The organism is Pseudomonas sp. PB103, assembly GCF_009764635.1.
Taxonomy (GTDB): domain Bacteria; phylum Pseudomonadota; class Gammaproteobacteria; order Pseudomonadales; family Pseudomonadaceae; genus Aquipseudomonas.
In genome coordinates this window covers 47,836-70,805 of the sequence record NZ_RWIL01000121.1, presented here as the reverse complement: position 1 = coordinate 70,805, position 22,970 = coordinate 47,836, and the positions used below count along the sequence as shown (strand labels likewise).

The window sequence follows — 22,970 nt, the reverse complement described above, 5'->3', positions numbered from 1 at the left end:
CCATGCAACTGCTGACCCTACCGCCCTCACCCGCCCTGGCGACGTCGATCCGCGCCACCGCGCAGGTGTTCGAAGACCCGAAGTCCCAGGCCCTGCTCGCGCATCTGCAACAAGTCGCGCCGAGCGAAGCCAGCGTGTTGATCATCGGCGAGACCGGCACCGGCAAAGAGTTGGTCGCGCGGCATATCCACAACTTGAGCCATCGCCGCCATCGGCCCTTCATTGCGGTGAACTGCGGGGCATTCTCCGAATCGCTGGTGGAGGCCGAATTGTTCGGTCATGAAAAAGGCGCCTTCACGGGCGCCTTGAGTGCCAAGGCCGGCTGGTTCGAGGAAGCGGACGGCGGCACCTTGTTTCTCGATGAGATCGGCGATCTGCCGATGGCGATTCAGGTGAAGTTGCTGCGGGTCTTGCAGGAGCGCGAAGTGGTGCGGCTGGGCTCGCGCAAAAGCATTCCGATTGATGTGCGGGTATTGGCGGCGACCAACGTGCAACTGGAAAAAGCCATCAACGCAGGGAATTTCCGCGAGGATCTTTACTACCGACTGAACGTGGTCAATCTGGAGCTGAGCCCGTTGCGCGAACGCCCCGGCGATATCCTGCCGCTGACCCGGCATTTCATCGAAGCCTACAGTCAGCGCCTCGGGTACGGGCGGGTCACCATCAGCCCCGGTGCCGAGCACAAACTGCGCGGCTACAGCTGGCCGGGCAACATCCGCGAGCTGGAAAACGTCATCCATCACACCCTGTTGATCTGCCGCAACGGCGTGATCGAGCGTGATGATTTACGCCTGTCCAATCTGCGCATCGAACGCCCGGACGACCAGCACGCCAGTGTTGATGACTCTCCGGAAGCACTGCTTGAGCAAGCCTTTCAAAAACTCTTCGCGCAGCAGGCCGGTGCGCTGCACGAAAAGGTTGAAGACGCTTTGCTGCGCGCCGCTTATCGCTTCTGCCATTACAACCAGGTACACACCGCCGCGCTGCTCGGGCTGAGCCGCAACGTCACGCGCACGCGACTGATCAAGATCGGCGAACTGGCGGTGAACAAACGGCGTCTCACGGAGAACCTGCACGGCGAGCGTTTGATTCAACTGTCGATCTAACCGACCAGGTTGCAGTGCAGCGCATCGTCGTGACTGCGGGCGATGCTGCTCAGCACCTGGAAGGAATTGAAGGTGATGGTTTTCGCCTGATGCGTGTGAATCAGTTGCCAGAAATCCTGCTCACCGCTTTCAAAGCTGCGTAACGCCGCCTCCCCCGCTTCGCGGGTCTGCCATTGCAGAAAGCTCAATACGCGGCGGCCGTCATCGCTGGCCTGCACGCTGGCACTGACAAAGCCCTCATGACGCTGGGCCAGACGCTCTGACTGTACAGACAGCGCATTGACCAATGCCGGTTGCTGGCGCGGCTCGATCTCGAATTCGATCAACTGAGTGAAACTGCGGTTTTTCGCTGATGCTTGCATGAAAATCCCCACTTGGCGGTAAGGCGAATCTTGCGACTCGAAGGCCTGCAGGGTAAAACCTCTAGTTAAGTCAAGGTCAAGAGCTGTTTTCAGATGATCAGCAAAGAAAACCTGCACAAACAGTTAACCGTCGGCGAAGTCGCGGCACGCAGTGGCGTGGCGGTGACGGCGCTGCATTTTTATGAATCGAAGGGGCTGATCAAAAGCCAGCGCAACGCCGGCAATCAGCGCCGTTATCCACGTGAGGTGCTGCGGCGGGTAGCGTTGATCAAGGTCGCGCAACGCCTGGGGATTCCGTTGGCGGAGATTGGCGAAGCGCTGAAGATTCTGCCTGATGATCGCGCGCCGACGGCGGCAGACTGGAAAGTTTTGTCCGAGCAGTGGCGGCGGGAACTGGATGAGCGGATCGAGCAATTGACGCTGCTGCGCGATCGGCTGAATGGCTGTATTGGCTGTGGCTGCCTTTCAATGCAAGCCTGCCCGCTGCGCAACCAGGGCGATGTGTTGGGTGAAAAAGGGCCTGGGCCGCATTTCCCAAAGGATTAATCGATTTCAGGAGGCTTTTGTGGTGAGGGGATTTATCCCCGATGGGCTGCGAAGCAGCCCCTAAGCCAGTCAATTAGGTATTACTGTAAAAATGGGGACTCAGGTTTTGGGCTGCCTTGCAGCCCATCGGGGATAAATCCCCTCACCACAGGGGTTGCATGCTCTTGCTGCTCGTCGGGCAAAAGTCAGCACTGCGCGGACAGTTCTATAGTGATTCTTCACCTCGCAAAACAACAATCAGGGAGTACGTCATGAGCGTCAAACCCATTCCCGAGGGGTATCACAGCATTACCCCGTATCTCGGCATTCACAAAGCCGCCGAGGCCATCGACTTCTACAAAAAGGCTTTCGGTGCCACCGAAGTCATGCGTTTATCCATGCCGGACGGCGGTATCGGCCATGCCGAACTGCGCATCGGCGACAGTGCAATCATGCTCGGTTCGCCGTGTGATCAAGGGCCGTTGAGCAGTCCGGACAACGCCGTGTCGGTGGGTTTGCATTTGTATGTCACCGATGTCGACAAATCCTTTCAGCGGGCGCTGGATGCCGGGGCGACGACGGTGTCGGAGGTCAAGGATCAGTTTTACGGTGATCGTAGCGGGACGTTGAAGGACCCGTATGGGCACCTGTGGTTTCTGGCCTCGCGCAAGGAGGATTTGACGCAAGAGCAGATCAGGCAGCGGGCGATGGAGATGTTTAGCCAGGGTTGAATTTCTCGGTGAAATTGATGGCCTCATCGCGGGCAAGCCCGCTCCCACAGGGATCTGTGGTGTGACCGCTTTCTACGCCACACCACACAACCCTGTGGGAGCGGGCTTGCCCGCGATGGGGCCGGTACAGACAAACACATCACATTTCATGAACCGGCCCATCACGCTTTGCGACTTGCCCCAAACCCCGGACACTTTCAGGATGCAGGCAACAAGCCCCCTGAAACAAGGATCAACCCGATGTTTGCCGGATTCCTCAAAGACCAGCGCCACGTCAACGGCGTCGACATTGCCTGCCGCGTCGGCGGCAGCGGGCCGGGCCTGTTGCTGTTGCACGGCCACCCGCAGACCCACGTCATCTGGCACAAGATTGCCGAACAACTGGCCGAACACTTCACCGTGGTCGCCGCCGACCTGCGCGGTTACGGCGACAGCAGTCGCCCCGACGCTGACGAGTTGCACCGCGGTTACTCCAAGCGCGAAATGGCCCGGGACAACGTCGAGTTGATGAAAGCCCTGGGCTTCGAGCAGTTCTCGATCCTCGCCCACGACCGTGGCGCACGGGTCGCTCATCGCCTGGCGCTCGACCATCCCGCCGCCGTGCAACGCATGCTGTTGCTGGACATCGCGCCGACCCTGTCGATGTACACGCAAACCAACGAAGCCTTCGCCCGCGCCTACTGGCACTGGTTCTTCCTGATTCGCCCGGCGCCGCTACCGGAAACGCTGATCGAAGCCAACCCGGAAGGTTATCTGCGCAGCGTAATGGGCAGTCGCAGCGCCGGCCTCAAACCGTTCACCGATGAAGCCTTCAGCGAATACCGACGCTGCCTGCAACAACCCGGCAGCGCACGCGGCATCTGCGAGGATTACCGCGCCAGCGCCGGCATCGATCTGGAACACGACCGGGCCGACATCGCTGCCGGACATCACCTGAGTTTGCCGCTGCGCGTGTTGTGGGGCGCCGAAGGCACCGTCGGCCGCTGCTTCGATCCGCTGAGGGAATGGCAGCAAGTGGCGACAAATGTCTCCGGCCAGGCCCTGCCCGCCGGCCACTACCTCGCCGAAGAAGTCCCCGAACTGGTGCTCGCCGAAGCGCTGGCCTTCCTGCGCTGAGCAAAACCCCCAATGCTATGCTCGCGGCTCCTGCCGCCAGTGTGCGTGTTGCCATGCCCCAGAACAAAGACACCGTGCCCCTGCCCGAAGACCTGCGAGTGCTGCTCACCGTGATCCGCCAGAACGGCTTTGCCGCCGCGGCCGATGAGCTGGGCCTGTCACCGGCCTACGTCAGCAAACGTATCCAGATTCTCGAAACCACCCTCGGCACTCGCCTGCTGCACCGCACCAGTCGTCGCGTCTCGCTGACCGAGGACGGTGAACGGGTGCAACGCTGGGCGTTGCGCATTCTCGATGACTTTCAGCAACTGCACGACGAACTTTGCGACGCCCACGACAGCCCGCGTGGGCGTTTGCACCTGTGCAGCAGCTTCGGTTTCGGGCGCAATCACGTGGCACCGGCGGTGTCGTTGCTGGCCGAACGTTATCCAGACCTGGAGATTCGCCTCGACCTGTTTGACGGGGTCGTGGACATCATCAATGAAGGCTTCGACCTGGAGATCCGTGTCGGTGATGACCTTCCCGGGCAGCACATCGGTCGACAACTGGTGAGCAATCGGCGCGTGTTGTGCGCGGCGCCCGGCTATCTGCAACGGCGCGGCACCCCGCTGACGCTGGAGGACTTGCAGCAGCATGACTGTCTGGTGATCAAGGAACGCGACAACGCCTTCGGCATCTGGAACCTGAACCGTGACGACGGCGAGGAAAGCGTGCGGGTCAGCGGGCCGTTGTCATCGAACAATGGCGAGATTGTTCTGCAATGGGCGCTGGATGGGCGTGGGATTTTGCTGCGTTCGTTGTGGGATGTGAAACCGCTGCTGGAGCAAGGGTTGCTGGTGCAGGTGCTGGAAGATTACCGGCAGAGCGCGAATGTCTGGGCGGTGTACCCGACACGGTTGGCGCATTCGGGGAAATTACGCGCGTGTGTGGAATTCTTGCAGGAGCACTTCAAAAGCCTGTCCCTGTAACCCCAAACACCCAAACACCACGAAACCCTGTGGGAGCTGGCTTGCCAGCGATGGCATCAGTACATCCAACATCATTTTTGCAGACACACCGCCATCGCTGGCAAGCCAGCTCCCACAGGTTATGCGTTTAACTTAACCACGGGTTGTCAGCCAGGTGTTGGCGTTCGAATGCGCTGATCTGATCGCGGCGTTGCAAGGTGCTGCCGATCGCGTCCAGCCCCAACAACAGCGACGTTTTGCGCAGCGCATCAATCTGGAAATCGACCACGCTGCCATCCGCGAGGCTGATCCGCTGCGCCTGCAGATCGATACTGAGCCGCGCCGTTTCAGCCTCGCCGACAAGCGTTCCGATTTGCTGCACCTGCGCCTCTTCCAGGGTGATCAACAACACGCCGTTGCGCTGGCAGTTGTCGTAAAAGATCCCGGCAAAACTGCTGCCGATCAACGCGCGAACACCCAGCTGCTGCAACCCCCACACCGCGTGTTCACGGCTGGAACCGCAGCCGAAATTTGGCCCGACCACCAGAAAACTCGAGCCTTGCCACGTCGCTTGATTCAACACGAAATCGGGGTTGGGCGTGCCATCGGGCAAAAACCGCAGATCGAAAAACACCCCGCGATCCAGCCCTTGCCGGTCGATGCCCTTGAGAAACTGTTTGGGCATGATCACGTCGGTGTCGACATTGGCCGCCAGAAACGGCGCGGCCTGACCGCTGACCTGAGTAAAGGGTTGCAGGCTCATGGGCGTTCTCCAAAGTGGCGGATGTCAGTGAGTCGACCGCTGATCGCAGCGGCGGCGACCATTGCCGGGCTCATCAGATGCGTGCGCGCACCGGCGCCCTGCCGACCCTCGAAATTACGGTTGGTGCTGGATGCGCAGCGGTCGCCGGGGGCGAGCACGTCATCGTTCATCGCCAGGCACATCGAGCAACCGGACTGACGCCATTCAAAACCGGCGTCGATAAAAATCTGCGCGAGACCTTCCGCCTCTGCCTGCGCCCGCACTTCGCTGGAACCGGGCACGATCATCGCGCGTACATGCCCGGCGACCTGTTGCCCGCGCACGACGCTGGCAGCGTCGCGCAAATCTTCGATCCGCGCGTTGGTACATGAGCCGATAAAGGCGTGGCTGATGACGATATCGCTGAGCGCCATGCCCGCTTCGAGGCCCATATAGTTGAGGGCGCGGCGCATGTCCTGACGCAGGATTGGATCGCTGATGGTGTGTGGGTCCGGCACTCGCGCGCCGATGGCGGCGGCCTGATCCGGGCTGGTGCCCCAGGTGACCATCGGTTCCAGCACACCGGCGTCGAGATGAATTTCGCGGTCGAACACCGCGCCCGGATCGCTGCGCAATTCTCGCCATGCCTCCACGCCGCGATCCCAGCACTCACCGACCGGTGCACGCGGTTTGCCCTTGAGGTAGGCGAACACTTTGTCGTCCGGCGCCATGAACGCGCCGCGCGCACCGGCCTCGACGGCCATGTTGCAGATGGTCATGCGCGCTTCGACGCTCAACGCATCGATGGTCGAACCGCAGAATTCGATGGCGTAACCGGTGGCGCCGGACGCGCCGATTCGGCTGATCAGCGCCATGATCACGTCCTTGGACGTCAGGCCCGGGGCCAGTTCGCCGTCCACCGTGACGCGCAGGCTTTTCAGGCGTTTGTAGACCAGCGTCTGCGACGCCAGCAGGTGCTCGATTTCCGAGGTGCCGATGCCGAAACCGAAAGCACCCAGTGCGCCATAGGTCGTGGTGTGGCTGTCACCGGCAGCGATGACCATACCCGGCAGGATGAAGCCTTGTTCGGGCGCGATCACGTGCTCGATGCCTTGGCGCTTGTCGAGGATGTCCAGCAGTTCGATGCCGAAGTCCCGGCAGTTTTCCGCCAGATACGACACTTGCCGGGCGCCGCCGGCATCGGGCATCGCGGCGATACGCAGCGGCGTAGTCGGGTTGACGTGATCGACCACCGCCAGCGCCGTGCCCGGGCGCCAGACCTGGCGCCCGGCAGCGCGCAGGCCGCTGAAAGCCTGCGGGCTGGTGTACTCGTTGATCACCTGACGATCGATATACAGCAGGACATGGCCCTGATCGTCGAGGCAGCACACCGTGTGCGAATCGATATGTTTGTCGTAAAGGGTTCTGGGACTCATCAGGGCGTTCACTCAAGCAATCCGGGTGATTGCCATCATAGGCAGACGCTGCCGCCCATCAATTGCCAGACAGTGATGGCGCGAATCATGAATCGTGTTCAATCCCCCCCTGTAGGAGCTGACGAGTGAAACGAGGCTGCGATCTTTTGACCTTGAAAAATAGAATCAAAAGATCGCAGCGTGCCGCAGCTCCTACAGAAGAGATTGCGAAACATTTGCTTTCATATCGCCTTTCGGGATTTGCGTCGCTCATTCGTCTTATAGAGATGCAGGCCGTTCGCGTAGGCAAAAGCCACGAGCGGTCGTTCGGGGACTGCTGTGCTGCGAAGCCCGTGGTGCCGCGCCCTTCCATCGAAATCAAGACGCGCAATCATGTCGAAGAAATCCCGCTCCAAACTGTGGTTCCTCGTTCATAGCTGGCTGGCGTTGCCGATCTGGTTTTTTGTCCTGATCGTCTGCGTCACCGGTACCTTGGCGGTGGTCAGCCAGGAAATCGTCTGGCTGGCCAACCCGCAAATGCGCGCCAGCCAACCGACCGACGACGCACCGCTGCTCAGCTACGACCAGGTACTCGCGGCGATCAAAAAAGCCGAACCACGCACCGTGGTCGAGAGCATCAGCCGCCCGGATGAGTCGCATTTTGCCCTGGACGTGCAGGTCAGCTACCCGGACGGCCGCGAGCAGACCGTTTACGTCAACCCGTACACCGGGGTGATTCAGGGAGTCGCGCCCGATTTCAACTTCCAGGCCTTTACCCGCGCCCTGCATGGCTGGTGGCTAGTACCGTTCACCAACGGTTTCAGTTGGGGCTGGTACCTGGTGTCGTTCCTCGGTCTGCCGTTGCTGGCTTCGCTGGTAACCGGGCTGGTGGTTTATAAACGCTTCTGGAAAGGATTCTTTAGCCCGACCCTGCGCTTTCGCCACGGCGCGCGAATCTTCTGGGGCGATTTCCACCGCCTCAGCGGCATCTGGTCGATCTGGTTTATCGCCGTCATTTCGATCACTGGCACCTGGTTCCTGATTCAGGCGCTGCTGTTCGACAACCACATTTCCATATCCAGCGAACCGATCATTCCGGCGATGTCCCGTGAAGCGGTGCCGATCTCGGCCGACGGCAGCCCGCCGCCGCGCATCAGTCTGGATCGCGCCATTGAAATCGCCCAAGAGAAAATCCCAGGCCTCGAAGTCAGCTTCGTCAGCCTGCCGGTCAACGCCTATACCCACCTCAACGTCGGCGGTCGCGGCTGGTATCCGTTGATGTTCCAGACCGCAACGCTCGATCCCTACAGCGGTGAGTTGGCCACTTCACGTTTGTTGAGCGACCGCACGTCGCTGGAGTTCGTCACCGAATCCATGCGCCCGCTGCACACCGGCGACTTTGGCGGGTTGTGGATCAAGTTGATCTGGTTCTTCTTCGGCCTGCTGCTGAGCATGATGGTGCTCAGCGGTTTGCTGATCTGGACCAAACGCACCGCGCTGGCCACGGCCAATGCACTCAAGCGTGAATCGAAGAAAAACCGCGTGCAGGCGCAACCGGCGATGCGCCGGGAAACGTCGGAGGTCAACCCATGAGCAAGTCCGCAGCTTTGCCGCAACCGTCGCGCTTGAGCGTGTTCTGGCACAAATGGCGTTTCCACATCAACGTGCTGTTGCTGCTGATTCCGCTGGGTTTCATGCCGAAATACTTCGCCGATGTCGCGCTGTTTCGCGGCGATGCCGGCCTCGGTGAACGCGAAGTCGGCGAAATCGCAGTCGGCCCGTGGAGCCTGCGCCTCGCCGAATTGCGCAACGAGGCGCCACGTCTGGAAGGCCCGGCCGGCTACATGAAAGGCTTTAACGCCGCGCTTTGCGATGCCTGTATCGACAAGGTTAAAGCCACTTACCTGCGCATCGGCAAGCCGCGCAGCCTGCGCGCCGCCGGGGTGATTTTCTTCGGCGCGCCGTACCGCATGGGCGCGCAGTTGCCGGTGCCGGAGAAAACCAAAGCCGACGCCGAACTGTGGATCACCATGGAAGGCTGGGACGGCAGTATGCACCAGGCCTCGATTCCCCTGAGCCAGGCCTCCCCCGCCACCATTGCCTGGCTGACTCAACAAGGAGCCAAACCATGACCCGCTCGCAACGCCTTTCCCGCCTGCGGCTGAGCGCCGCGTTGCTGGTGCTCTGCGTCGGTTTCACTGGCAGCGCGCTGGCGCATAACCCGATGTGCGAATGCAAAGCCATCGACGCTGACCAGATCAAATGCACCGGCGGTTTTTCCGACGGCAGCGGCGCGCCCGGCGTGACCCTCGACGTGATCGGTTACGACGAAACCATTCTGGTACCGGGCAAGCTCGGTGCCGATTCAACCGTGACCTTCAAGAAACCCGGCGCCGAGTTCTACGTGCTGTTCGACGCAGGCCCGGGCCACGTCGTCGAAATCGACCAAGCCGATATCGAGGCCCCATGAGTACGCCCACCACGCAAGTCGTACGCCCGGCCGGTGCCGGCCATGAAACCCTCAATGTGTTGCTGTTGTGCCTGCTGATTCTGGCGGTCGCCGGTTCGGTGGTGGCGTGGCGCGGGGTGTCCCATGAGCCGGAGCCGGTCGCCAGCAATCAGTTCGATGCGCGCCGCGATCTCAGTGCATCAGAGCAAGGCATTTATGCCGACCTGCGGGTGACCCTCGACGAAATTCGCCTGCTGCGCGAAGACCAGCAAACGTTGCCATCGCCGCAGAATCTCGCCGACGAAGGTTTCGCCCCGTTTGCTCAGGATGCGAGTTCGGTCAGCCGTGGCGGTCATGCCTGGCAGTTGCTGGCGGACACCGCCTACTTCGGTCATAGCCAGGCACCCGCCGTCGCCGGTTCGTTTGTGATGTTGCTGAGCGCCGATCACGCCGCAGCGCCAGACATCTGGCTCAACCGCGACGCCGATCTCAAGGTGCCGACCGAACTGACCGCCGCCGCCCTGTCGGCCGCAGGCTGGAAACAGATCGTCGCGCAATACGATGCCGGGGTTACCCGCGAACATCGCCATTGATTCCTCGCCCTCATTCGAGAGAAGACCGTTTGCCCATGTCTATTTCATCGCCTCGCCGTCCCTTGTTGCGTATGTTTCTGGTCGGCCTCTGCGCCTGCCTGCTGAGCCCGCTGGTTAGCGCCGAGCAAGCCAAGCGCCTGCGCATCGGCATCACTCTGCATCCTTATTACAGCTACGTGGCGAACATCGTCGGCGACAAGGCCGAGGTCGTGCCGCTGATTCCCGCCGGTTTCAACCCGCATGCCTACGAGCCTCGCGCCGAAGACATCAAGCGCATCAGCGGGCTGGACGTGATCGTGCTCAACGGTGTCGGCCATGATGATTTTGCCGACCGCATGATCGCCGCCAGCGAAACACCGAACATCAAGACCATCGAAGCCAACGAAAACGTGCCGCTGCTGGCCGCCACCGGGGTCGCTGCGCGCGGCGCCGGCAAAGTGGTCAACCCGCACACGTTTTTGTCGATCAGCGCCTCGATCGCCCAGGTCAACAACATTGCCCGCGAGCTGGGCAAGCTCGACCCGGACAACGCCAAGACCTACACGCAAAACGCCCGCGCCTACGGCAAACGCCTGCGGCAGATGCGTGCCGACGCGCTGGCCAAGCTGACCCAGGCGCCGAACGCCGAACTGCGCGTGGCCACGGTGCATGCGGCTTATGACTATCTGTTGCGCGAGTTCGGCCTGGAAGTGACGGCAGTGGTCGAGCCGGCGCACGGTATCGAGCCAAGCCCGAGCCAGTTGAAAAAGACCATCGATCAACTGCGCGAACTGGATGTGAAAGTGATCTTCTCGGAGATGGATTTCCCCTCCACTTACGTCGAAACCATTCAGCGTGAATCCGGGGTGAAGCTGTACCCGCTGTCGCACATTTCCTACGGCGAATACACCGCCGACAAGTACGAAAAGGAAATGACCGGCAACCTCAACACTGTGGTACGGGCGATTCAGGAGTCCGGCGCATGACCTCAAAAGAAACCCTGATCGCCGACCACACCGAATCCCCTGTAGGAGCGAGCCTGCTCGCGAATGCGTCGGTTCAGGCAACCTCTTCGTTGGATGACATAGCGCTATCGCGAGCAGGCTCGCCCCTACAGGTTTCGGGGCCGACGCTGGATTTTACGGAGGTTTGTCTGACGCTGGGGCGTACGACGATTCTCGACAAGGTCAGCTTCCAGGTGCAACCCGGCAGCGTCCACGCACTGGTCGGCCCCAACGGTGGCGGCAAGAGTTCGTTGATCAAAACCCTGCTCGGGCAGATGCCGCATCAGGGCCAGCTCAGCCTGCACTGGCCCGGCGAGCCCGGCACCATCGGTTATGTGCCGCAAGCGCTGGAATTCGATCGCGGTTTGCCGATGACCGTCGACGATTTCATGGCCGCGATGTGCCAGCGTCGCCCGGCCTTTCTCGGTTTGAGCAAACATTACGCCGGCGCCATCGGCGATGCGCTGGAACGCGTCGGCATGCAAGACAAACGCAAGCGCCGCATGGGCGCGCTGTCCGGCGGTGAGCGGCAGCGGGTTTTGCTTGCGCAAGGGTTGATTCCGGCGCCGCAATTGCTGGTGCTCGATGAGCCGATGTCGGCCCTCGACGAAGCCGGGATTCAAGTCTTCGAACGCCTGCTCAATGACTGGCGCGCCGCCGGCATCACCGTGTTGTGGATCGAGCATGATCTGGAAGCGGTCGGTCGTATGGCCGATCGCGTCACCGGCCTCAACCGTCGTGTGCTGTTCGACGCCACACCTCGCGAGGCGCTGACCCCGGAGCGTCTGCTGACACTGTTTTCGACCCATCCACGGAGCGCGAGCTGATGAGTTACGAAGCCTTTCGTTTGATGGTTCAAGGCTGGGCCTCGTCCGGTTACCTGCCGGAAGCGCTGGCCTACGGTTTTGTCGTCAATGCGTTGCTCGCCGGCCTGTTGATCGGCCCGGTGCTCGGCGGCCTCGGCACGCTGGTCGTGGTCAAACGCTTCGCGTTTTTCTCCGAAGCGGTCGGCCACGCGGCGCTGACCGGTGTGGCCATCGGCATTCTGCTCGGCGAACCCTACACAGGGCCGTACGGCAGCCTGTTCGGTTACTGCCTGCTGTTCGGGATCCTGCTCAATTACCTGCGCAACCGCACCGGCCTGGCGCCCGACACCTTGATCGGCGTGTTCCTTTCGGTGTCGCTGGCCTTGGGTGCGAGCCTGCTGCTGATTCTCGCCGGCAAGATCAACGTGCACATCCTCGAGAACGTGTTGTTCGGTTCGGTATTGACCGTCAACGGCAATGATCTGGCGGTGCTGGCCATCGTCGGTTCGCTGGTCATGGCCCTGGCGCTGCCGCTGTACAACCGCATCATGCTCGCCAGCTTCAACCCGCAACTGGCGGCGGTGCGCGGCGTCGCGGTGAAGACCCTGGATTATCTGTTCGTGATTCTGGTGACGCTGATTACCGTCGCGGCGGTGAAAGTCATCGGCGCGATTCTGGTTGGTGCCCTGCTAGTGATTCCGGCGGCGGCAGCGCGTTTGCTCAGCCAGTCGCTCAAGGGCTTTTTCTGGTGTTCGGTGTTGATTGCCACGGTCAGCACCTTGTGCGGGATTCTCGCGCCGATCGTCTTCGATCTGCCAATTCCGTCCGGCGCCGCGATCATTCTGGTCGCCGGCATCGCCTTCGCCCTCGCCGCCATCGCGCGCGGTGTCGTCCCGAGCCTGAAAGGGAATCTTGGATAAATGACTTTTTCAATGCGCAAACTGACTTTGGCCATGGCCCTGTGCGGCGTCGTCTGCACGCCACTGCTGGCCGCCGAAAACGCTAAACCGCTGCGGGTGCTGGCGTCGCTGCCGATCACCTACGGCCTGGGTGAAGTGCTGCTCAAGGGCACCGACGTCAGCCTCGAACGCGCGGCACCGGCGAACCTGCCGGGCAGTCGCCAGACCGCCTACTTCACCGGGCGTGGCGCGCCGGCGCTGAGCAAACTCGCGACCGGTGCCGACGCGGTCATCGGCGTACGCTCGCTGTGGGCTGACGATCCGCTGTACCCGATTTCTCGGCGCAGCAATATTCGCATCGTTGAAGTCGACGCGGCACGGCCGGTCGACGGCGCCCTGCCCGGCATCGCTGTGCAGCCAGGTCTGAAGATCGATGGCTTGAACAGTCAGCCATGGCTTTCCAGCAACAACATGGGGCGCATGGCCGACGTCATGGCGGCGGATCTGGTGCGCCTGGCACCGACCGCCAAGCCTGCGATCGAGGCGAACCTGGCGACGTTGAAACAGCGTTTGCTCAAGCTCAGTGCCGACAGCGAGGCGCGGCTGGCCAGTGCCGACAACCTGAGCGTGATGAGTTTGAGCGATCACTTCGGTTATTTGATTGGCAGCCTGAATCTGGAATTGGTCGGCCAGGATCCGCGTCCGGATGCGGAGTGGACGCCGGAGGATCTGAAAAAGCTGACAGCCACGCTCAAGGACAATGACGTGGCGGTGGTGCTGCATCATCGCCAGCCTGCGGAGGCGGTGAAAGCGGCGATTACCGAGTCGGGTAGCCGGTTGCTGGTGTTGAGCATCGATGCGGCGGATCCGGTGGCGGAGCTGGAGGGGAATGTGGATCTGCTGCTCAAGGGGTTGAGCGGGGCGTAATTTCATTCGAGACCGCGTTATCGTTCATCGCTGGCAAGCCAGCTCCCACAGGGGTCGCGGTGAACGCAGATTTTGTAATCCCCCCGATACCTGTGGGAGCTGGCTTGCCAGCGATGAGGCCCTGATCATCAACACAAATCCAGGGCATGAAAAAACCCGCTGACCTTATCGGTTCAGCGGGCTTCTTTTTGCCGGATGCTTATTGCGCCACGGCCTGCGCTTCCATCTTCTGGCGCAGGCTCAGCGGACGCATGTCGGTCCAGACTTCTTCGATGTAGGCCAGGCATTCCTTTTTCAGGCCGCTCTTGCCCACGGTGCGCCAGCCTTCCGGCACGGCTTTGTAGTCCGGCCAGATCGAGTACTGCTCTTCGTGGTTGACCACGACCTGAAAGAGGATGTCCTCGCGGTCGAATACTGACGTCATGCTGGTTCTCCATCGTTGTAAGGGTGGGCTGCACAACGGGTGCAGCCGGGTATGTAGAAAGAACGTTCGGCGCGGCGAAAAATTTACACGGCGGCGGTCGCGGCCACCAAGGCACGGCCGAAGATCTCGGCAACACGGTCGATTTCAGCGGCGGTGATCACCAGCGGCGGCAGGAAACGCACCACCGCACCGTGACGGCCGCCCAGCTCCAGGATCAGCCCGCGCTTGAGGCACTCGCGTTGCACCAACGGCGCCAGAGCCGCGAACGCCGGCGGATGACCGAGGGCATCCGGCGCACCGTTCGGGTCGACCAGTTCAACACCGAGCATCAGGCCACGGCCACGAATGTCGCCCAGCTGCGGGAAGTCACGCTGCAGGATGCGCAGGTGCTCGCTCAGGCGTTCGCCCATGGCCGCGGCGTGCTCGCAGACCTTGTGCTCGACCAGATAACGCATCACCGCAGAGCCGGCGGCCATCGCCATTTGGTTGCCACGGAACGTGCCGGCGTGCGCGCCCGGTTGCCAGGTGTCGAGCCAGTCGCGATACACCACCACGGCCAGCGGCAGGCTGCCACCGATGGCTTTGGACAGCACCACCACGTCAGGCGTGATGCCGGCGTGTTCGAAGGCAAACATCTTGCCGGTACGGGCGAAACCGCTCTGGATCTCGTCGACGATCAACGCCACGCCAGCCTTCTCGGTAATTCGGCGCAGACCGCGCAGCCACTCGATGTCGGCGGGAATCACCCCACCCTCGCCCTGCACGGCTTCAACGATCACGGCGGCGGGCAGTTGCACGCCGGCTTCGGGGTCGTTGAGCAGGTTTTCCAGATAACTCAAATTGGCTTTGACGCCCGCAGCGCCACCGAGGCCGAACGGGCAACGGTAGTCATACGGGAACGGCATGAACTGCACGCCACTGCTGAGCAACGCGCCCAACGGCTTTTTCGGCCCCAGGCTGCCCATCAGGCTCAAAGCGCCTTGGCTCATGCCGTGGTAACCACCGGAGAACGACAGTACGGTGCTGCGCCCGGTGGCGGTGCGCACCAGTTTCAGCGCCGCTTCCACTGCGTCAGTGCCGGTCGGGCCGCAGAACTGGATTTTCGCCTCCGCCGCGAGAGCAGACGGCAGCAGGCCGAACAGGTCCTGAACGAATTGATCCTTGACCGGTGTGGTCAGGTCGAGGGTGTGCAACGGCAGTTCATCGGCCAGCACTTGCTGGATCGCTTCGATCACCACCGGGTGATTGTGGCCGAGCGCCAGCGTGCCGGCACCGGCCAGGCAATCGATAAAGGTGCGGCCTTCAACGTCTTCGACGTACAGGCCTTTGGCACGCTTGAGCGCCAGCGGAATGCGCCGTGGATAACTGCGGGCGTTGGATTCCTGTTGCGCCTGACGCGCGAGCAACGGCGACTCGTTGAACTGGTACAGCGTTTCCGCTGGCGCCGAGCTGACCCGGGCCGACGACTCTTCGATAAGGCTGGTGGCGACTGACATCTCTCGACCCCTCAATACGCTATGGATAGTGACCAAAACAGCACACCGCACAGGTGCGCATTCCGGTCGCGGAGCGCACTTGCAGGTTTTCCTGTTCTGGAAACGCTTAAGCGTCCCGAGGATTTAGACCCTTGATCGAGTTGTCAGGCCGAGGTGTCGAACGACTGGGTCATTGCCAGGGTCTGCAAGCCGTCGCGGGCAGCCGGTTGCGCCGATTCGCGATAGCCCAGGCGCCGATAAAAAGCCTGACCGGTGCGGGTGCTGTTGAGATTGACATGCAGAACGCCGCGAATGCGCAGCCAGCCGTGCAGATCGTTCATCAACGCCCGCCCTGCGCCACGACGAAACCATTCCGGCTGCACGTAGCAGAACGTGATTTCCCCGCAGGCGGCGGCCATGCCGACGCCCACCGGTTTATCCCCGAGCAGCGCAACATTCACATAGCACTGCGGATTGGCCAGCCAGGCACTGATCTGTTCGGCAGACAGTTGCGCAAGCCAGGCGCTGACTCGTCGGGGATCGTTGCGGTGATCGAATGCACAACCGACGCGGATCGAGCGTTCGATGATGCGGCTGATGATGCCGCTGTCGGCCGGGAGGGCCGAACGAATACAGATGGGTGCTTCCATGGCGCTGTTCCCTCAATCCATTGAGTCAAAGCAGGGGCCGACCTTAACCCCGCCCCGCCCGGATAGCGAACGCCAAGAAGTTACATTTGATGAGAATCCCCTGTAGGAGCTGCCGAAGGCTGCGATCTTTTGATCTTGTTTTCCAGGATCAAGATCAAAAGATCGCAGCCTTCGGCAGCTCCTACAGGGGGGAGTGAAATCAGAGCGTTCGCAGGGGCATGGTCAGTTCGACGCGCAGGCCGTCCGCGCGGCTGTCGAAATGCAGCGCGCAGTCGCAACGCTGGACGATCGCCTGGACAATCGCCAGGCCAAGGCCGCAGCCGGTGCTTTGGCCGTTGCGCCAGAAGCGCTGGGTCAAGTGCTGCAAATCATCCGGGGCAATGCCCGGACCATGGTCGCGCACGACAAAACGTACGCGGTTGCCGATGGTTTCCAGGCTCACCTCGACCGCGCAATCTTCCGGTGTGTGGCGCAGCGCGTTGTCGAGCAAATTGCGCAGCGCGGCAATCGCCAACACCGCTGGCATCTGCAACGGAGCCTCAGAAAGCTGCGCCGGCAATTGCAGTTTGATCCGCAGTCGTTCACCGCCGGTAGCATCCTGAATCGCCAGTCGGGCGACCTGTTCGGCACTGCATTGCGAACCGTCGTCGAACGACAGACTGCCTTCGACCCGCGCCAGCAGCAGCAATTGCTCAAGGGTCCGATGCAGGCGATCAGCGCCCTCTTCCGCCCGCGCCAGCGATTGATCGCGAGCGCTGCCTTCGGTCATGCGCGCCACTTGCAGGTGGGTCTTGATCGCCGTCAGCGGGCTGCGCAGTTCGTGCGCCGCGTCACCGGTCAGCCGCCGCTCACGCTCGATAGTCTTGCCAATGCGCTGGAATAATTGATTCTGCGTATCCAGCAGCGGTTTCAATTCGCTGGGAAATGCCTGCAATTGCAGCGGCTCAAGCGAGTCGGCATTGCGTCGCATCAGCGCTTCACGCAAGCGATTGAGCGGCGCCAGCCCCTGGCCGATGCCCAGCCACAACAGGCACAGGCACCCAAGCAACGCCACGCCGACCGGCACCGACGCGGCCAGCAGAATCGACATGTTCAGGGCCTCGCGCTCGATCTGCCGATCCGCCGTGGTAATCCGCACATCGCCGCGTGCGAGGGTGAAACTGCGCCACGGCGCGCCGTCGATGATCTGGTCGTGGAAGCCCATTTTCTCGGCTTCAAGCGCTTGCTCGGGGTTGTTATGACTGCGGGCGAGAATTTCCCCGCGCAACGAACTGACCTGACAGGCCATGCCGCCAGGAATATTCAATTGTTCAGCGCTGAAATGCGTGCCCTCGCCCTTGCTCGGCAGTGTCGGCAACTGTTCCAGCAGGCCGGCGACCATGCGCGCCGACGCCACCAGACGCTGGTCGAGGGAAAACATCATCTGATTGCGCAGGTCGCTGAGCATCCAGGCCGCCGCCAGCGCCCAGATCAGCGCGAACGCGGCGCCGAGGGTCAGGCTCAGGCGCAGTCGCAGACTCATCACTTGCCTTGATCTCCGCCATCTGCCGGGCCGAGCCGATAACCCAGGCCGCGCACGGTTTCGACGATGCCCTTGCCGAGTTTGCTGCGCAGGTGATGGATGTGTACGTTGAGGGCGTTGCTTTCCAGCTCGTCGTTGAAGCCGTAGACGCTGTCCTTCAGTTGCTCGGTGGAAAGCACCCGCCCACGATTGTGCAGCAGGGCCTGGAGCAACGACTGTTCGCGGCGCGACAAATCCACCGGTTGCCCGGCGAGGGTGGTTTCGCGGCTGCTCGGGTCATAAGTCAGCGCGCCGTGTTCGATCAGATTGACGCTGCGGCCCGCCACGCGGCGCAACAGGGTTTGCAAGCGCGCGAACAGTTCACGCAGATCGAACGGTTTGAGCAGGTAATCGTCAGCGCCGGCCTGCAAGCCATCAACGCGGTCGGTAACCGAATCGCGTGCGGTCAGAATCAGTACCGGGATTTCCAGGCCACTTTGCCGCAATTGTTGCAGCAATTTGAGGCCATCTTCGTCGGGCAGGCCGAGATCGAGCACCATCACGTCAAATTCGGCGACCTTGAGCATCGCCCGCGCCTTCGACGCCGTGTTGACGTGCTCGACGGTCAACCCCTGCGCCGTGAGACCGGCAACGATCCCGCTGGCGATCAACTCATCGTCTTCGCAAACCAGTACGTGCATGGTGAGTCCCGTAGAAAAAAGCCGATTAGGCAGTTGGCCGATTAAGCTGACATTATGCCCCGAACGTCACAGCGACAAGGGCATGGCGGTTAATCATCGGTTAATCGCCACCGCCCATTGTGCACCTCACTTGCACAGGGACAAGGCTCCTCCATGCGTCATTTTTTTCTTTTGTTTGCTCTGCTGATTTCGAGCCTGGCCCAGGCTGGAAACAACCCATTTGAGTCAAAACCGGAGTTTCTGCCGGTCGATAAAGCGTTCGTGCTCACGTCCGAGCGTCTGGAATCGGGTGAAACCCAGCTGTTCTGGCAAATCACCGACGGCTATTACCTGTATCAGAAACGCCTGAAATTCGACGGTCTGAGCGCCGAACAACAACCGGCATTGCCCGAAGGCGAATCGCACAGCGATGAGTTTTTCGGTGAGCAACCGGTTTACCGCCAAGGCCTGGAAGTCAAAATCCCCGCCTCGGCCAGCGGCCAGATCAAGGTCAGCTATCAGGGCTGTGCCGATGCCGGCCTGTGCTATCCGCCGCAGACCCGAGTGATTGACCTCGGCGGTAAAGCCGCCGTCGCGGCAAGCGCCGAAGCACCTGATCAGGCCTTGGCCAGCAGCCTGCAACAGCGCGCACTGGGCTGGAGTCTGCTGGTGTTCTTCGGCCTCGGCCTGCTGCTGGCGTTCACCCCTTGCACGCTGCCGATGCTGCCGATTCTCGCCGGTATGGTCGTCGGCAGTGGTGCCACACCGCGTCGCGGTTTTGCGCTGGCCGGCAGTTATGTGATTTGCATGGCGCTGGTGTATGCGGCGATGGGCGTGATTGCCGCGCTGCTTGGCGCGAACCTGCAAGCATGGTTGCAGAACCCTTGGCTGCTCGGCACCTTTGCCGCGATCTTCGTGGTGCTGGCGTTGCCGATGTTCGGCTTCTTTGAACTGCAACTGCCGGTGGCGCTGCGTGATCGCCTCGAAAACGCTTCGCGCAGTCGCAGTGGTGGCAGCCTGGTCGGCGCCGGCGCGCTCGGCGCGCTGTCGGGCTTGCTGGTCGGCCCGTGCATGACCGCGCCGCTGGCCGGCGCGCTGTTGTATATCGCGCAGAGTGGCAATGCCCTGCACGGTGGCTTGATTCTGTTCTCGCTGGGCATCGGTATTGGTGTGCCGCTGTTGTTGCTGGTGACCGTCGGCAATCGTTTCCTGCCCAAACCCGGCGAGTGGATGAACCTGCTCAAGGGCGTGTTTGGTTTCCTCTTTCTCGCCACTGCGTTACTGATGTTGCGGCCGGTGCTGGACCCGTCGTTGTGGCTGGGCTTGTGCGGCGCGCTGTTGTTGATTGCCGCTTACAGTGCCTGGAAACAATCCGAAGGCTTTGGCCGTGTTGCACAGATGTTCGGCGCAATGGCGCTGCTGCTGGGTTTGTGGGGCAGTTTGCTGGTGATCGGCGCGGCGGGTGGCAGTGATGATCCGTACCAGCCGTTGCAGGTTTATAGCGCCGGCCGCACGACCAGCGCTGCACCCAATGGCCATGAAGCGTTCACCACGATCAACACTCCCGACGCCCTGCAACGCGAACTGGATACAGCGAAAACCAAAGGCCAATGGGTCTTGCTCGACTACTACGCCGACTGGTGCGTGTCGTGCAAAGTCATGGAAAAACAGGTGTTCGGCAAGGACAAGGTCATGCAGGCATTGAGCGATGTGCGACTGCTCAGGCTTGATGTCACCGCCGACAATGCCGCCAGCCGCGAGCTGCTCAGCCGTTACAAAGTGCCGGGGCCACCGAGCTTCGTCTGGATCGGCACCGACGGCGAAGAGCGTCGCAGCCAGCGCATCACCGGCGAAGTCGATGCCGACACGTTCCTGCAACGCTGGGCCACCACCCGAGACGCCAATTAATGCTGACGTTCACCCTCGGCACCTTTGCCATTGCGCTCAACCATCTGCTGCTGATCAGTGCTCTGGCGCTGGCGACCTTTGTCGGCTGGCGGGTGGCCAAGCGCGGCGGTGACAACCCCGAGTCGGCGCTGTTCAGCCTGTTTCTATTGGGCATGCTGGCGGCGCGCGTGGCGTTTGTCGTGCTGTACTGGGCGCACTATCGCAATGACCCGTGGCAGATCATCGACCTGCGCGATGGCGGTTTTCTCGCCTGGCCGGGGGTGATCGTATTACTGCTGGCGGCGCTGTATCGCGGCTGGCGCCGGCCCGGATTGCGCCGGCCGCTGGGCTTTGGCGTGGTCAGCGGCGTGGCGTTCTGGTTGCTCGCAACCCTGTCACTGAATATCTATGAACAAGGCACCCGGCTGCCGGACATCTCCCTGCGCAACGCGGCCGGGGAAACCATCCAGCTCAGCGACTATCAGGGCGGCCCGTTGGTGATCAACCTGTGGGCCACGTGGTGCCCACCGTGCCGCCGCGAAATGCCGGTGCTGGAAAACGCCCAGCAGCAACGACCGGATCTGACCTTCCTGTTCGTCAATCAGGCCGAAAGCATGCAAAGCGTGGCGACGTTTCTCGAAACCCAGGGCCTGAGCCTCAATAACGTGCTGTTCGACCGCAGTGGTCGGCTCGGTCAAGCCGTGGGTTCCATGGCATTGCCGACTACGCTGTTCTATAGCCCTGACGGTCGGTTGCTGAGCAGTCACCTTGGTGAGCTATCGAACGCCAGCCTGGCCCGTGCCCTGGAAAACTTTGGCACGCCAACCCCGAATTCGAACCCGGCCACCGCACCGGCCACCTCTGCAAGGAAACTGCCATGCCCCGCCTCCGCCACCTGCTGACGCTGACCCTGGGCACCGCCCTGCTGCACTTGCCGTCGGTGCAGGCTGCTGAAGAATTGCCGGCGGCGATCAAACAGATCGAAGCCAAAGGCGCGAAAATCGTCGGCCAGTTCGATGCGCCCGACGGTCTGCGCGGTTATGCGGCGCAATACCAGAACCGTGGCATGGCGCTGTACCTGACCCCGGATGGCAAACACGTTCTGCTGGGTAATCTGTACGACGCCGACGGCAAGGACCTGAGCAGCGAACCCTTGCAAAAACTGGTCTACGCACCGATGGCAAAGGAAGTCTGGGCCAAGTTCGAGGCGAGCAACTGGATTCAGGACGGCAACAAGGATGCACCGCGCACGGTGTACCTGTTCAGCGACCCGAACTGTCCGTACTGCAACATGTTCTGGGAACAGGCGCGGCCCTGGGTCAAGGCCGGCAAAGTGCAACTGCGGCACATCATGGTCGGGATCATCCGTGAGGACAGCCCGGGCAAATCAGCGGCATTGCTGGCCGCGAAAGACCCGAGCAAGGCGCTGGAAGATCATGAGAAGGCTGGCAAGGGCAGTTCGCTTAAAGCGCTGAAGGATATTCCGGCGGCGGTGCAGAGCAAACTGGCGGCCAATATGCAGTTGATGGAAGACCTGGATTTGCAGGCGACACCGGCGATTTTCTACATGGATGCCAAGGGTGAGCTGCAACAACAGCAAGGGGCGCCGTCGCCGGACAAGTTGGCGCAGATTCTCGGGCCCAAGTAAGCAAGATCAAAAGATCACAGCCTGCGGCAGCTCCTACATGGGCTGTCGCAGGCTGCGATCTTTTCAATGGCGCTCAGCCAGGAAGGCGAACAACACCTCGGTGACAAACTCGGGATTCTCCAGATTGGAGATATGCCCCGCCTGCGGCACCAGCACCCACGGGCAGCCAATCAACTCAGCCATTTCCTGTGCTTCCGACGGTGGTCGCGGTTTGTCCTGATCGCCGCACAGCACCAGCGTGGTTGCAGCACTCAACTCGCCCAGACGTGGCAACAGATCATCGCGGCCAAAGGTGATACGCCCCATCGGCACGATGCTTTCGCGCAAGCGGTCCGACGAATACGCCGCCAGTTTTGCACGGAAATCCTGATACAGCGCCGACTGCGGATCGATGCCCGGGCGGAAAAAGATCGGCACAACGATGTCGAGCAGTGGCTCGCTGATTTCACCGGTTTCTTCGATTTGCTTGAACAGCGAGAAGTAATACTGACGGGTAGGCTCCGGTTCGACGCCGACATAGGTGTCCATCAGCACCAGGCCGTTGATCCGCTGCGGTGCCGCCAGCGCCAGACGCACGCCCCACATGCCGCCGACCGAAAGCCCGACGAGGGTCACCTGCTCGATCTGCAGATGATCGAGCAAGGCGAGTGCCTGGCGGGCGATATCGTCCAGTGATGAAGTGCCTTCAGGCAAACGCCCCGACTCGCCGTGGCCCCACAGGTCCAGCGCAATCACCCGATAGTGCGGCGACAACGCGGCGATCTGCGGTGCCCACATGGCCTGATCCCACAGATAACTGCCGGCCAGCAAGACTGCCGGGCCGGTGCCTTGATCAAGGTAATGCAGTGCTTGTCCGTCAACCGTTAAGAAGGGCATCGATTCACCTGCGCGGTAAAAAACAGAACCGGCAGACTGAGCTGCCGGTTGCTGATCGTCAATCGGGCAAATGTCTAAAAATGTTCCTGTTGAATGTGTTGAATGCACTGACGCCATCGCTGGCAAGCCAGCTCCCACAGGTTCTAGAGTGAACACAAAATTTGTGATCATGTTCGATTACTGTGGGAGCTGGCTTGCCAGCGATGAGGCCAGTACAGACACCGAAAA

Annotated in this window: 25 protein-coding genes; 16 read left to right on the top strand and 9 right to left on the bottom strand. The window is 61.5% G+C overall.

Annotated features, from left to right (window positions below; genetic code table 11):
* The first annotated feature begins 2 nt into the window (after positions 1-2).
* Positions 3-1,106 (top strand): sigma-54-dependent Fis family transcriptional regulator, encoded by a 1,104-nt coding sequence (locus tag EJA70_RS21510; protein WP_008088127.1) that lies wholly within the window; start codon positions 3-5, stop codon positions 1,104-1,106.
* Here the strand turns inward: EJA70_RS21510 and EJA70_RS21505 are convergent.
* Entirely contained in the window at positions 1,103-1,468 is a 366-nt protein-coding gene (locus EJA70_RS21505; protein ID WP_158833345.1) for an antibiotic biosynthesis monooxygenase, read from the bottom strand. The genes EJA70_RS21510 and EJA70_RS21505 overlap by 4 nt on opposite strands.
* Positions 1,469-1,561: 93 nt before the next feature.
* Between EJA70_RS21505 and soxR the strand changes: the two genes are divergently transcribed.
* The 4 genes from soxR (at position 1,562) to EJA70_RS21485 (ending at position 4,808) form a co-directional block, all read left to right on the top strand.
* Positions 1,562-2,014: a redox-sensitive transcriptional activator SoxR gene (soxR, locus tag EJA70_RS21500; protein WP_008088131.1), complete on the top strand. Its 453-nt coding sequence runs from the start codon at positions 1,562-1,564 to the stop codon at positions 2,012-2,014.
* A 251-nt stretch (positions 2,015-2,265) separates the two neighbouring features.
* Positions 2,266-2,724, top strand: coding sequence for a VOC family protein (locus EJA70_RS21495; protein ID WP_008088133.1), 459 nt, complete (start codon positions 2,266-2,268; stop codon positions 2,722-2,724).
* Between the two features lie 240 nt (positions 2,725-2,964).
* Positions 2,965-3,840 carry an alpha/beta fold hydrolase gene (locus tag EJA70_RS21490; protein ID WP_158833343.1) on the top strand — a complete coding sequence of 292 codons (876 nt, stop codon included), beginning with the start codon at positions 2,965-2,967 and terminating at the stop codon, positions 3,838-3,840.
* A gap of 17 nt (positions 3,841-3,857) precedes the next feature.
* Complete coding sequence (locus EJA70_RS21485; protein ID WP_158833341.1) at positions 3,858-4,808, top strand: LysR substrate-binding domain-containing protein; 951 nt, start codon at positions 3,858-3,860, stop codon at positions 4,806-4,808.
* Positions 4,809-4,935: 127 nt separating this feature from the next.
* On the opposite strand, the gene leuD is transcribed toward EJA70_RS21485, so the two are convergent.
* A complete protein-coding gene (gene leuD, locus EJA70_RS21480) occupies positions 4,936-5,550 on the bottom strand; it encodes a 3-isopropylmalate dehydratase small subunit (protein ID WP_158833339.1) in 615 nt (204 codons plus the stop codon).
* Positions 5,547-6,965 (bottom strand): 3-isopropylmalate dehydratase large subunit, encoded by a 1,419-nt coding sequence (gene leuC / locus EJA70_RS21475; protein ID WP_158833337.1) that lies wholly within the window; start codon positions 6,963-6,965, stop codon positions 5,547-5,549. Before leuC ends, leuD begins: the two co-directional genes overlap by 4 nt.
* A gap of 372 nt (positions 6,966-7,337) precedes the next feature.
* Here leuC and EJA70_RS21470 point away from each other — a divergent pair, with 372 nt between their 5' ends.
* The 8 genes from EJA70_RS21470 to EJA70_RS21435 are packed head-to-tail and all read left to right on the top strand — an operon-like array spanning position 7,338 to position 13,601.
* On the top strand, positions 7,338-8,537 hold the full coding sequence (locus EJA70_RS21470; protein ID WP_158833335.1) for a PepSY domain-containing protein: 1,200 nt from the start codon (positions 7,338-7,340) through the stop codon (positions 8,535-8,537).
* Positions 8,534-9,076: a hypothetical protein gene (locus EJA70_RS21465; RefSeq protein WP_053122195.1), complete on the top strand. Its 543-nt coding sequence runs from the start codon at positions 8,534-8,536 to the stop codon at positions 9,074-9,076. Before EJA70_RS21470 ends, EJA70_RS21465 begins: the two co-directional genes overlap by 4 nt.
* Positions 9,073-9,414 carry a hypothetical protein gene (locus EJA70_RS21460; protein ID WP_158833333.1) on the top strand — a complete coding sequence of 114 codons (342 nt, stop codon included), beginning with the start codon at positions 9,073-9,075 and terminating at the stop codon, positions 9,412-9,414. Before EJA70_RS21465 ends, EJA70_RS21460 begins: the two co-directional genes overlap by 4 nt.
* On the top strand, positions 9,411-9,986 hold the full coding sequence (locus EJA70_RS21455) for a DUF6162 family protein (protein WP_158833331.1): 576 nt from the start codon (positions 9,411-9,413) through the stop codon (positions 9,984-9,986). The genes EJA70_RS21460 and EJA70_RS21455 overlap by 4 nt, the downstream gene beginning before the upstream one ends.
* Positions 9,987-10,021: 35 nt before the next feature.
* A complete protein-coding gene (locus EJA70_RS21450; RefSeq protein WP_158833329.1) occupies positions 10,022-10,951 on the top strand; it encodes a metal ABC transporter substrate-binding protein in 930 nt (309 codons plus the stop codon).
* Positions 10,948-11,796 (top strand): metal ABC transporter ATP-binding protein, encoded by an 849-nt coding sequence (locus tag EJA70_RS21445; RefSeq protein WP_158833327.1) that lies wholly within the window; start codon positions 10,948-10,950, stop codon positions 11,794-11,796. Before EJA70_RS21450 ends, EJA70_RS21445 begins: the two co-directional genes overlap by 4 nt.
* Positions 11,796-12,695 carry a metal ABC transporter permease gene (locus EJA70_RS21440; RefSeq protein ID WP_007917717.1) on the top strand — a complete coding sequence of 300 codons (900 nt, stop codon included), beginning with the start codon at positions 11,796-11,798 and terminating at the stop codon, positions 12,693-12,695. Before EJA70_RS21445 ends, EJA70_RS21440 begins: the two co-directional genes overlap by 1 nt.
* Positions 12,696-13,601 (top strand): metal ABC transporter solute-binding protein, Zn/Mn family, encoded by a 906-nt coding sequence (locus tag EJA70_RS21435; protein ID WP_158833325.1) that lies wholly within the window; start codon positions 12,696-12,698, stop codon positions 13,599-13,601.
* Between the two features lie 199 nt (positions 13,602-13,800).
* Here EJA70_RS21435 and EJA70_RS21430 read toward each other — a convergent pair whose 3' ends face one another.
* The 5 genes from EJA70_RS21430 to EJA70_RS21410 all read right to left on the bottom strand — a co-directional run bounded on the left by EJA70_RS21430 (position 13,801) and on the right by EJA70_RS21410 (position 18,352).
* A complete protein-coding gene (locus tag EJA70_RS21430; RefSeq protein ID WP_008088166.1) occupies positions 13,801-14,025 on the bottom strand; it encodes an MbtH family protein in 225 nt (74 codons plus the stop codon).
* A gap of 83 nt (positions 14,026-14,108) precedes the next feature.
* On the bottom strand, positions 14,109-15,521 hold the full coding sequence (locus EJA70_RS21425) for an aspartate aminotransferase family protein (RefSeq protein WP_158833323.1): 1,413 nt from the start codon (positions 15,519-15,521) through the stop codon (positions 14,109-14,111).
* A gap of 143 nt (positions 15,522-15,664) precedes the next feature.
* Positions 15,665-16,150, bottom strand: coding sequence for a GNAT family N-acetyltransferase (locus tag EJA70_RS21420; protein WP_158833321.1), 486 nt, complete (start codon positions 16,148-16,150; stop codon positions 15,665-15,667).
* A gap of 199 nt (positions 16,151-16,349) precedes the next feature.
* On the bottom strand, positions 16,350-17,672 hold the full coding sequence (locus EJA70_RS21415) for an ATP-binding protein (protein WP_158833319.1): 1,323 nt from the start codon (positions 17,670-17,672) through the stop codon (positions 16,350-16,352).
* Positions 17,672-18,352, bottom strand: coding sequence for a response regulator (locus EJA70_RS21410; RefSeq protein ID WP_007908710.1), 681 nt, complete (start codon positions 18,350-18,352; stop codon positions 17,672-17,674). Before EJA70_RS21410 ends, EJA70_RS21415 begins: the two co-directional genes overlap by 1 nt.
* A 153-nt stretch (positions 18,353-18,505) precedes the next feature.
* Here EJA70_RS21410 and dsbD point away from each other — a divergent pair, with 153 nt between their 5' ends.
* Genes dsbD through dsbG form a run of 3 tightly spaced genes read left to right on the top strand, consistent with a single transcriptional unit; the run spans position 18,506 to position 21,866 of the window.
* Entirely contained in the window at positions 18,506-20,239 is a 1,734-nt protein-coding gene (dsbD, locus tag EJA70_RS21405; RefSeq protein ID WP_158833317.1) for a protein-disulfide reductase DsbD, read from the top strand.
* On the top strand, positions 20,239-21,120 hold the full coding sequence (locus EJA70_RS21400; protein WP_158833315.1) for a TlpA disulfide reductase family protein: 882 nt from the start codon (positions 20,239-20,241) through the stop codon (positions 21,118-21,120). Before dsbD ends, EJA70_RS21400 begins: the two co-directional genes overlap by 1 nt.
* Positions 21,096-21,866, top strand: coding sequence for a thiol:disulfide interchange protein DsbG (gene dsbG / locus EJA70_RS21395; protein WP_158833313.1), 771 nt, complete (start codon positions 21,096-21,098; stop codon positions 21,864-21,866). Before EJA70_RS21400 ends, dsbG begins: the two co-directional genes overlap by 25 nt.
* Before the next feature lie 63 nt (positions 21,867-21,929).
* Here dsbG and EJA70_RS21390 read toward each other — a convergent pair whose 3' ends face one another.
* Positions 21,930-22,742 (bottom strand): alpha/beta fold hydrolase, encoded by an 813-nt coding sequence (locus EJA70_RS21390; protein WP_158833311.1) that lies wholly within the window; start codon positions 22,740-22,742, stop codon positions 21,930-21,932.
* Positions 22,743-22,970: the final 228 nt, after the last annotated feature.

Bases quoted from the DNA above. Each gene is read 5' to 3' on its own strand.
- EJA70_RS21510 (WP_008088127.1), top strand. From the start codon at position 3: ATGCAACTGCTGACCCTACCGCCCTCACCCGCCCTGGCGACGTCGATC.
- EJA70_RS21505 (WP_158833345.1), bottom strand. From the start codon at position 1,468: ATGCAAGCATCAGCGAAAAACCGCAGTTTCACTCAGTTGATCGAATTC.
- soxR (WP_008088131.1), top strand. From the start codon at position 1,562: ATGATCAGCAAAGAAAACCTGCACAAACAGTTAACCGTCGGCGAAGTC.
- EJA70_RS21495 (WP_008088133.1), top strand. From the start codon at position 2,266: ATGAGCGTCAAACCCATTCCCGAGGGGTATCACAGCATTACCCCGTAT.
- EJA70_RS21490 (WP_158833343.1), top strand. From the start codon at position 2,965: ATGTTTGCCGGATTCCTCAAAGACCAGCGCCACGTCAACGGCGTCGAC.
- EJA70_RS21485 (WP_158833341.1), top strand. From the start codon at position 3,858: ATGCTCGCGGCTCCTGCCGCCAGTGTGCGTGTTGCCATGCCCCAGAAC.
- leuD (WP_158833339.1), bottom strand. From the start codon at position 5,550: ATGAGCCTGCAACCCTTTACTCAGGTCAGCGGTCAGGCCGCGCCGTTT.
- leuC (WP_158833337.1), bottom strand. From the start codon at position 6,965: ATGAGTCCCAGAACCCTTTACGACAAACATATCGATTCGCACACGGTG.
- EJA70_RS21470 (WP_158833335.1), top strand. From the start codon at position 7,338: ATGTCGAAGAAATCCCGCTCCAAACTGTGGTTCCTCGTTCATAGCTGG.
- EJA70_RS21465 (WP_053122195.1), top strand. From the start codon at position 8,534: ATGAGCAAGTCCGCAGCTTTGCCGCAACCGTCGCGCTTGAGCGTGTTC.
- EJA70_RS21460 (WP_158833333.1), top strand. From the start codon at position 9,073: ATGACCCGCTCGCAACGCCTTTCCCGCCTGCGGCTGAGCGCCGCGTTG.
- EJA70_RS21455 (WP_158833331.1), top strand. From the start codon at position 9,411: ATGAGTACGCCCACCACGCAAGTCGTACGCCCGGCCGGTGCCGGCCAT.
- EJA70_RS21450 (WP_158833329.1), top strand. From the start codon at position 10,022: ATGTCTATTTCATCGCCTCGCCGTCCCTTGTTGCGTATGTTTCTGGTC.
- EJA70_RS21445 (WP_158833327.1), top strand. From the start codon at position 10,948: ATGACCTCAAAAGAAACCCTGATCGCCGACCACACCGAATCCCCTGTA.
- EJA70_RS21440 (WP_007917717.1), top strand. From the start codon at position 11,796: ATGAGTTACGAAGCCTTTCGTTTGATGGTTCAAGGCTGGGCCTCGTCC.
- EJA70_RS21435 (WP_158833325.1), top strand. From the start codon at position 12,696: ATGACTTTTTCAATGCGCAAACTGACTTTGGCCATGGCCCTGTGCGGC.
- EJA70_RS21430 (WP_008088166.1), bottom strand. From the start codon at position 14,025: ATGACGTCAGTATTCGACCGCGAGGACATCCTCTTTCAGGTCGTGGTC.
- EJA70_RS21425 (WP_158833323.1), bottom strand. From the start codon at position 15,521: ATGTCAGTCGCCACCAGCCTTATCGAAGAGTCGTCGGCCCGGGTCAGC.
- EJA70_RS21420 (WP_158833321.1), bottom strand. From the start codon at position 16,150: ATGGAAGCACCCATCTGTATTCGTTCGGCCCTCCCGGCCGACAGCGGC.
- EJA70_RS21415 (WP_158833319.1), bottom strand. From the start codon at position 17,672: ATGAGTCTGCGACTGCGCCTGAGCCTGACCCTCGGCGCCGCGTTCGCG.
- EJA70_RS21410 (WP_007908710.1), bottom strand. From the start codon at position 18,352: ATGCACGTACTGGTTTGCGAAGACGATGAGTTGATCGCCAGCGGGATC.
- dsbD (WP_158833317.1), top strand. From the start codon at position 18,506: ATGCGTCATTTTTTTCTTTTGTTTGCTCTGCTGATTTCGAGCCTGGCC.
- EJA70_RS21400 (WP_158833315.1), top strand. From the start codon at position 20,239: ATGCTGACGTTCACCCTCGGCACCTTTGCCATTGCGCTCAACCATCTG.
- dsbG (WP_158833313.1), top strand. From the start codon at position 21,096: ATGCCCCGCCTCCGCCACCTGCTGACGCTGACCCTGGGCACCGCCCTG.
- EJA70_RS21390 (WP_158833311.1), bottom strand. From the start codon at position 22,742: ATGCCCTTCTTAACGGTTGACGGACAAGCACTGCATTACCTTGATCAA.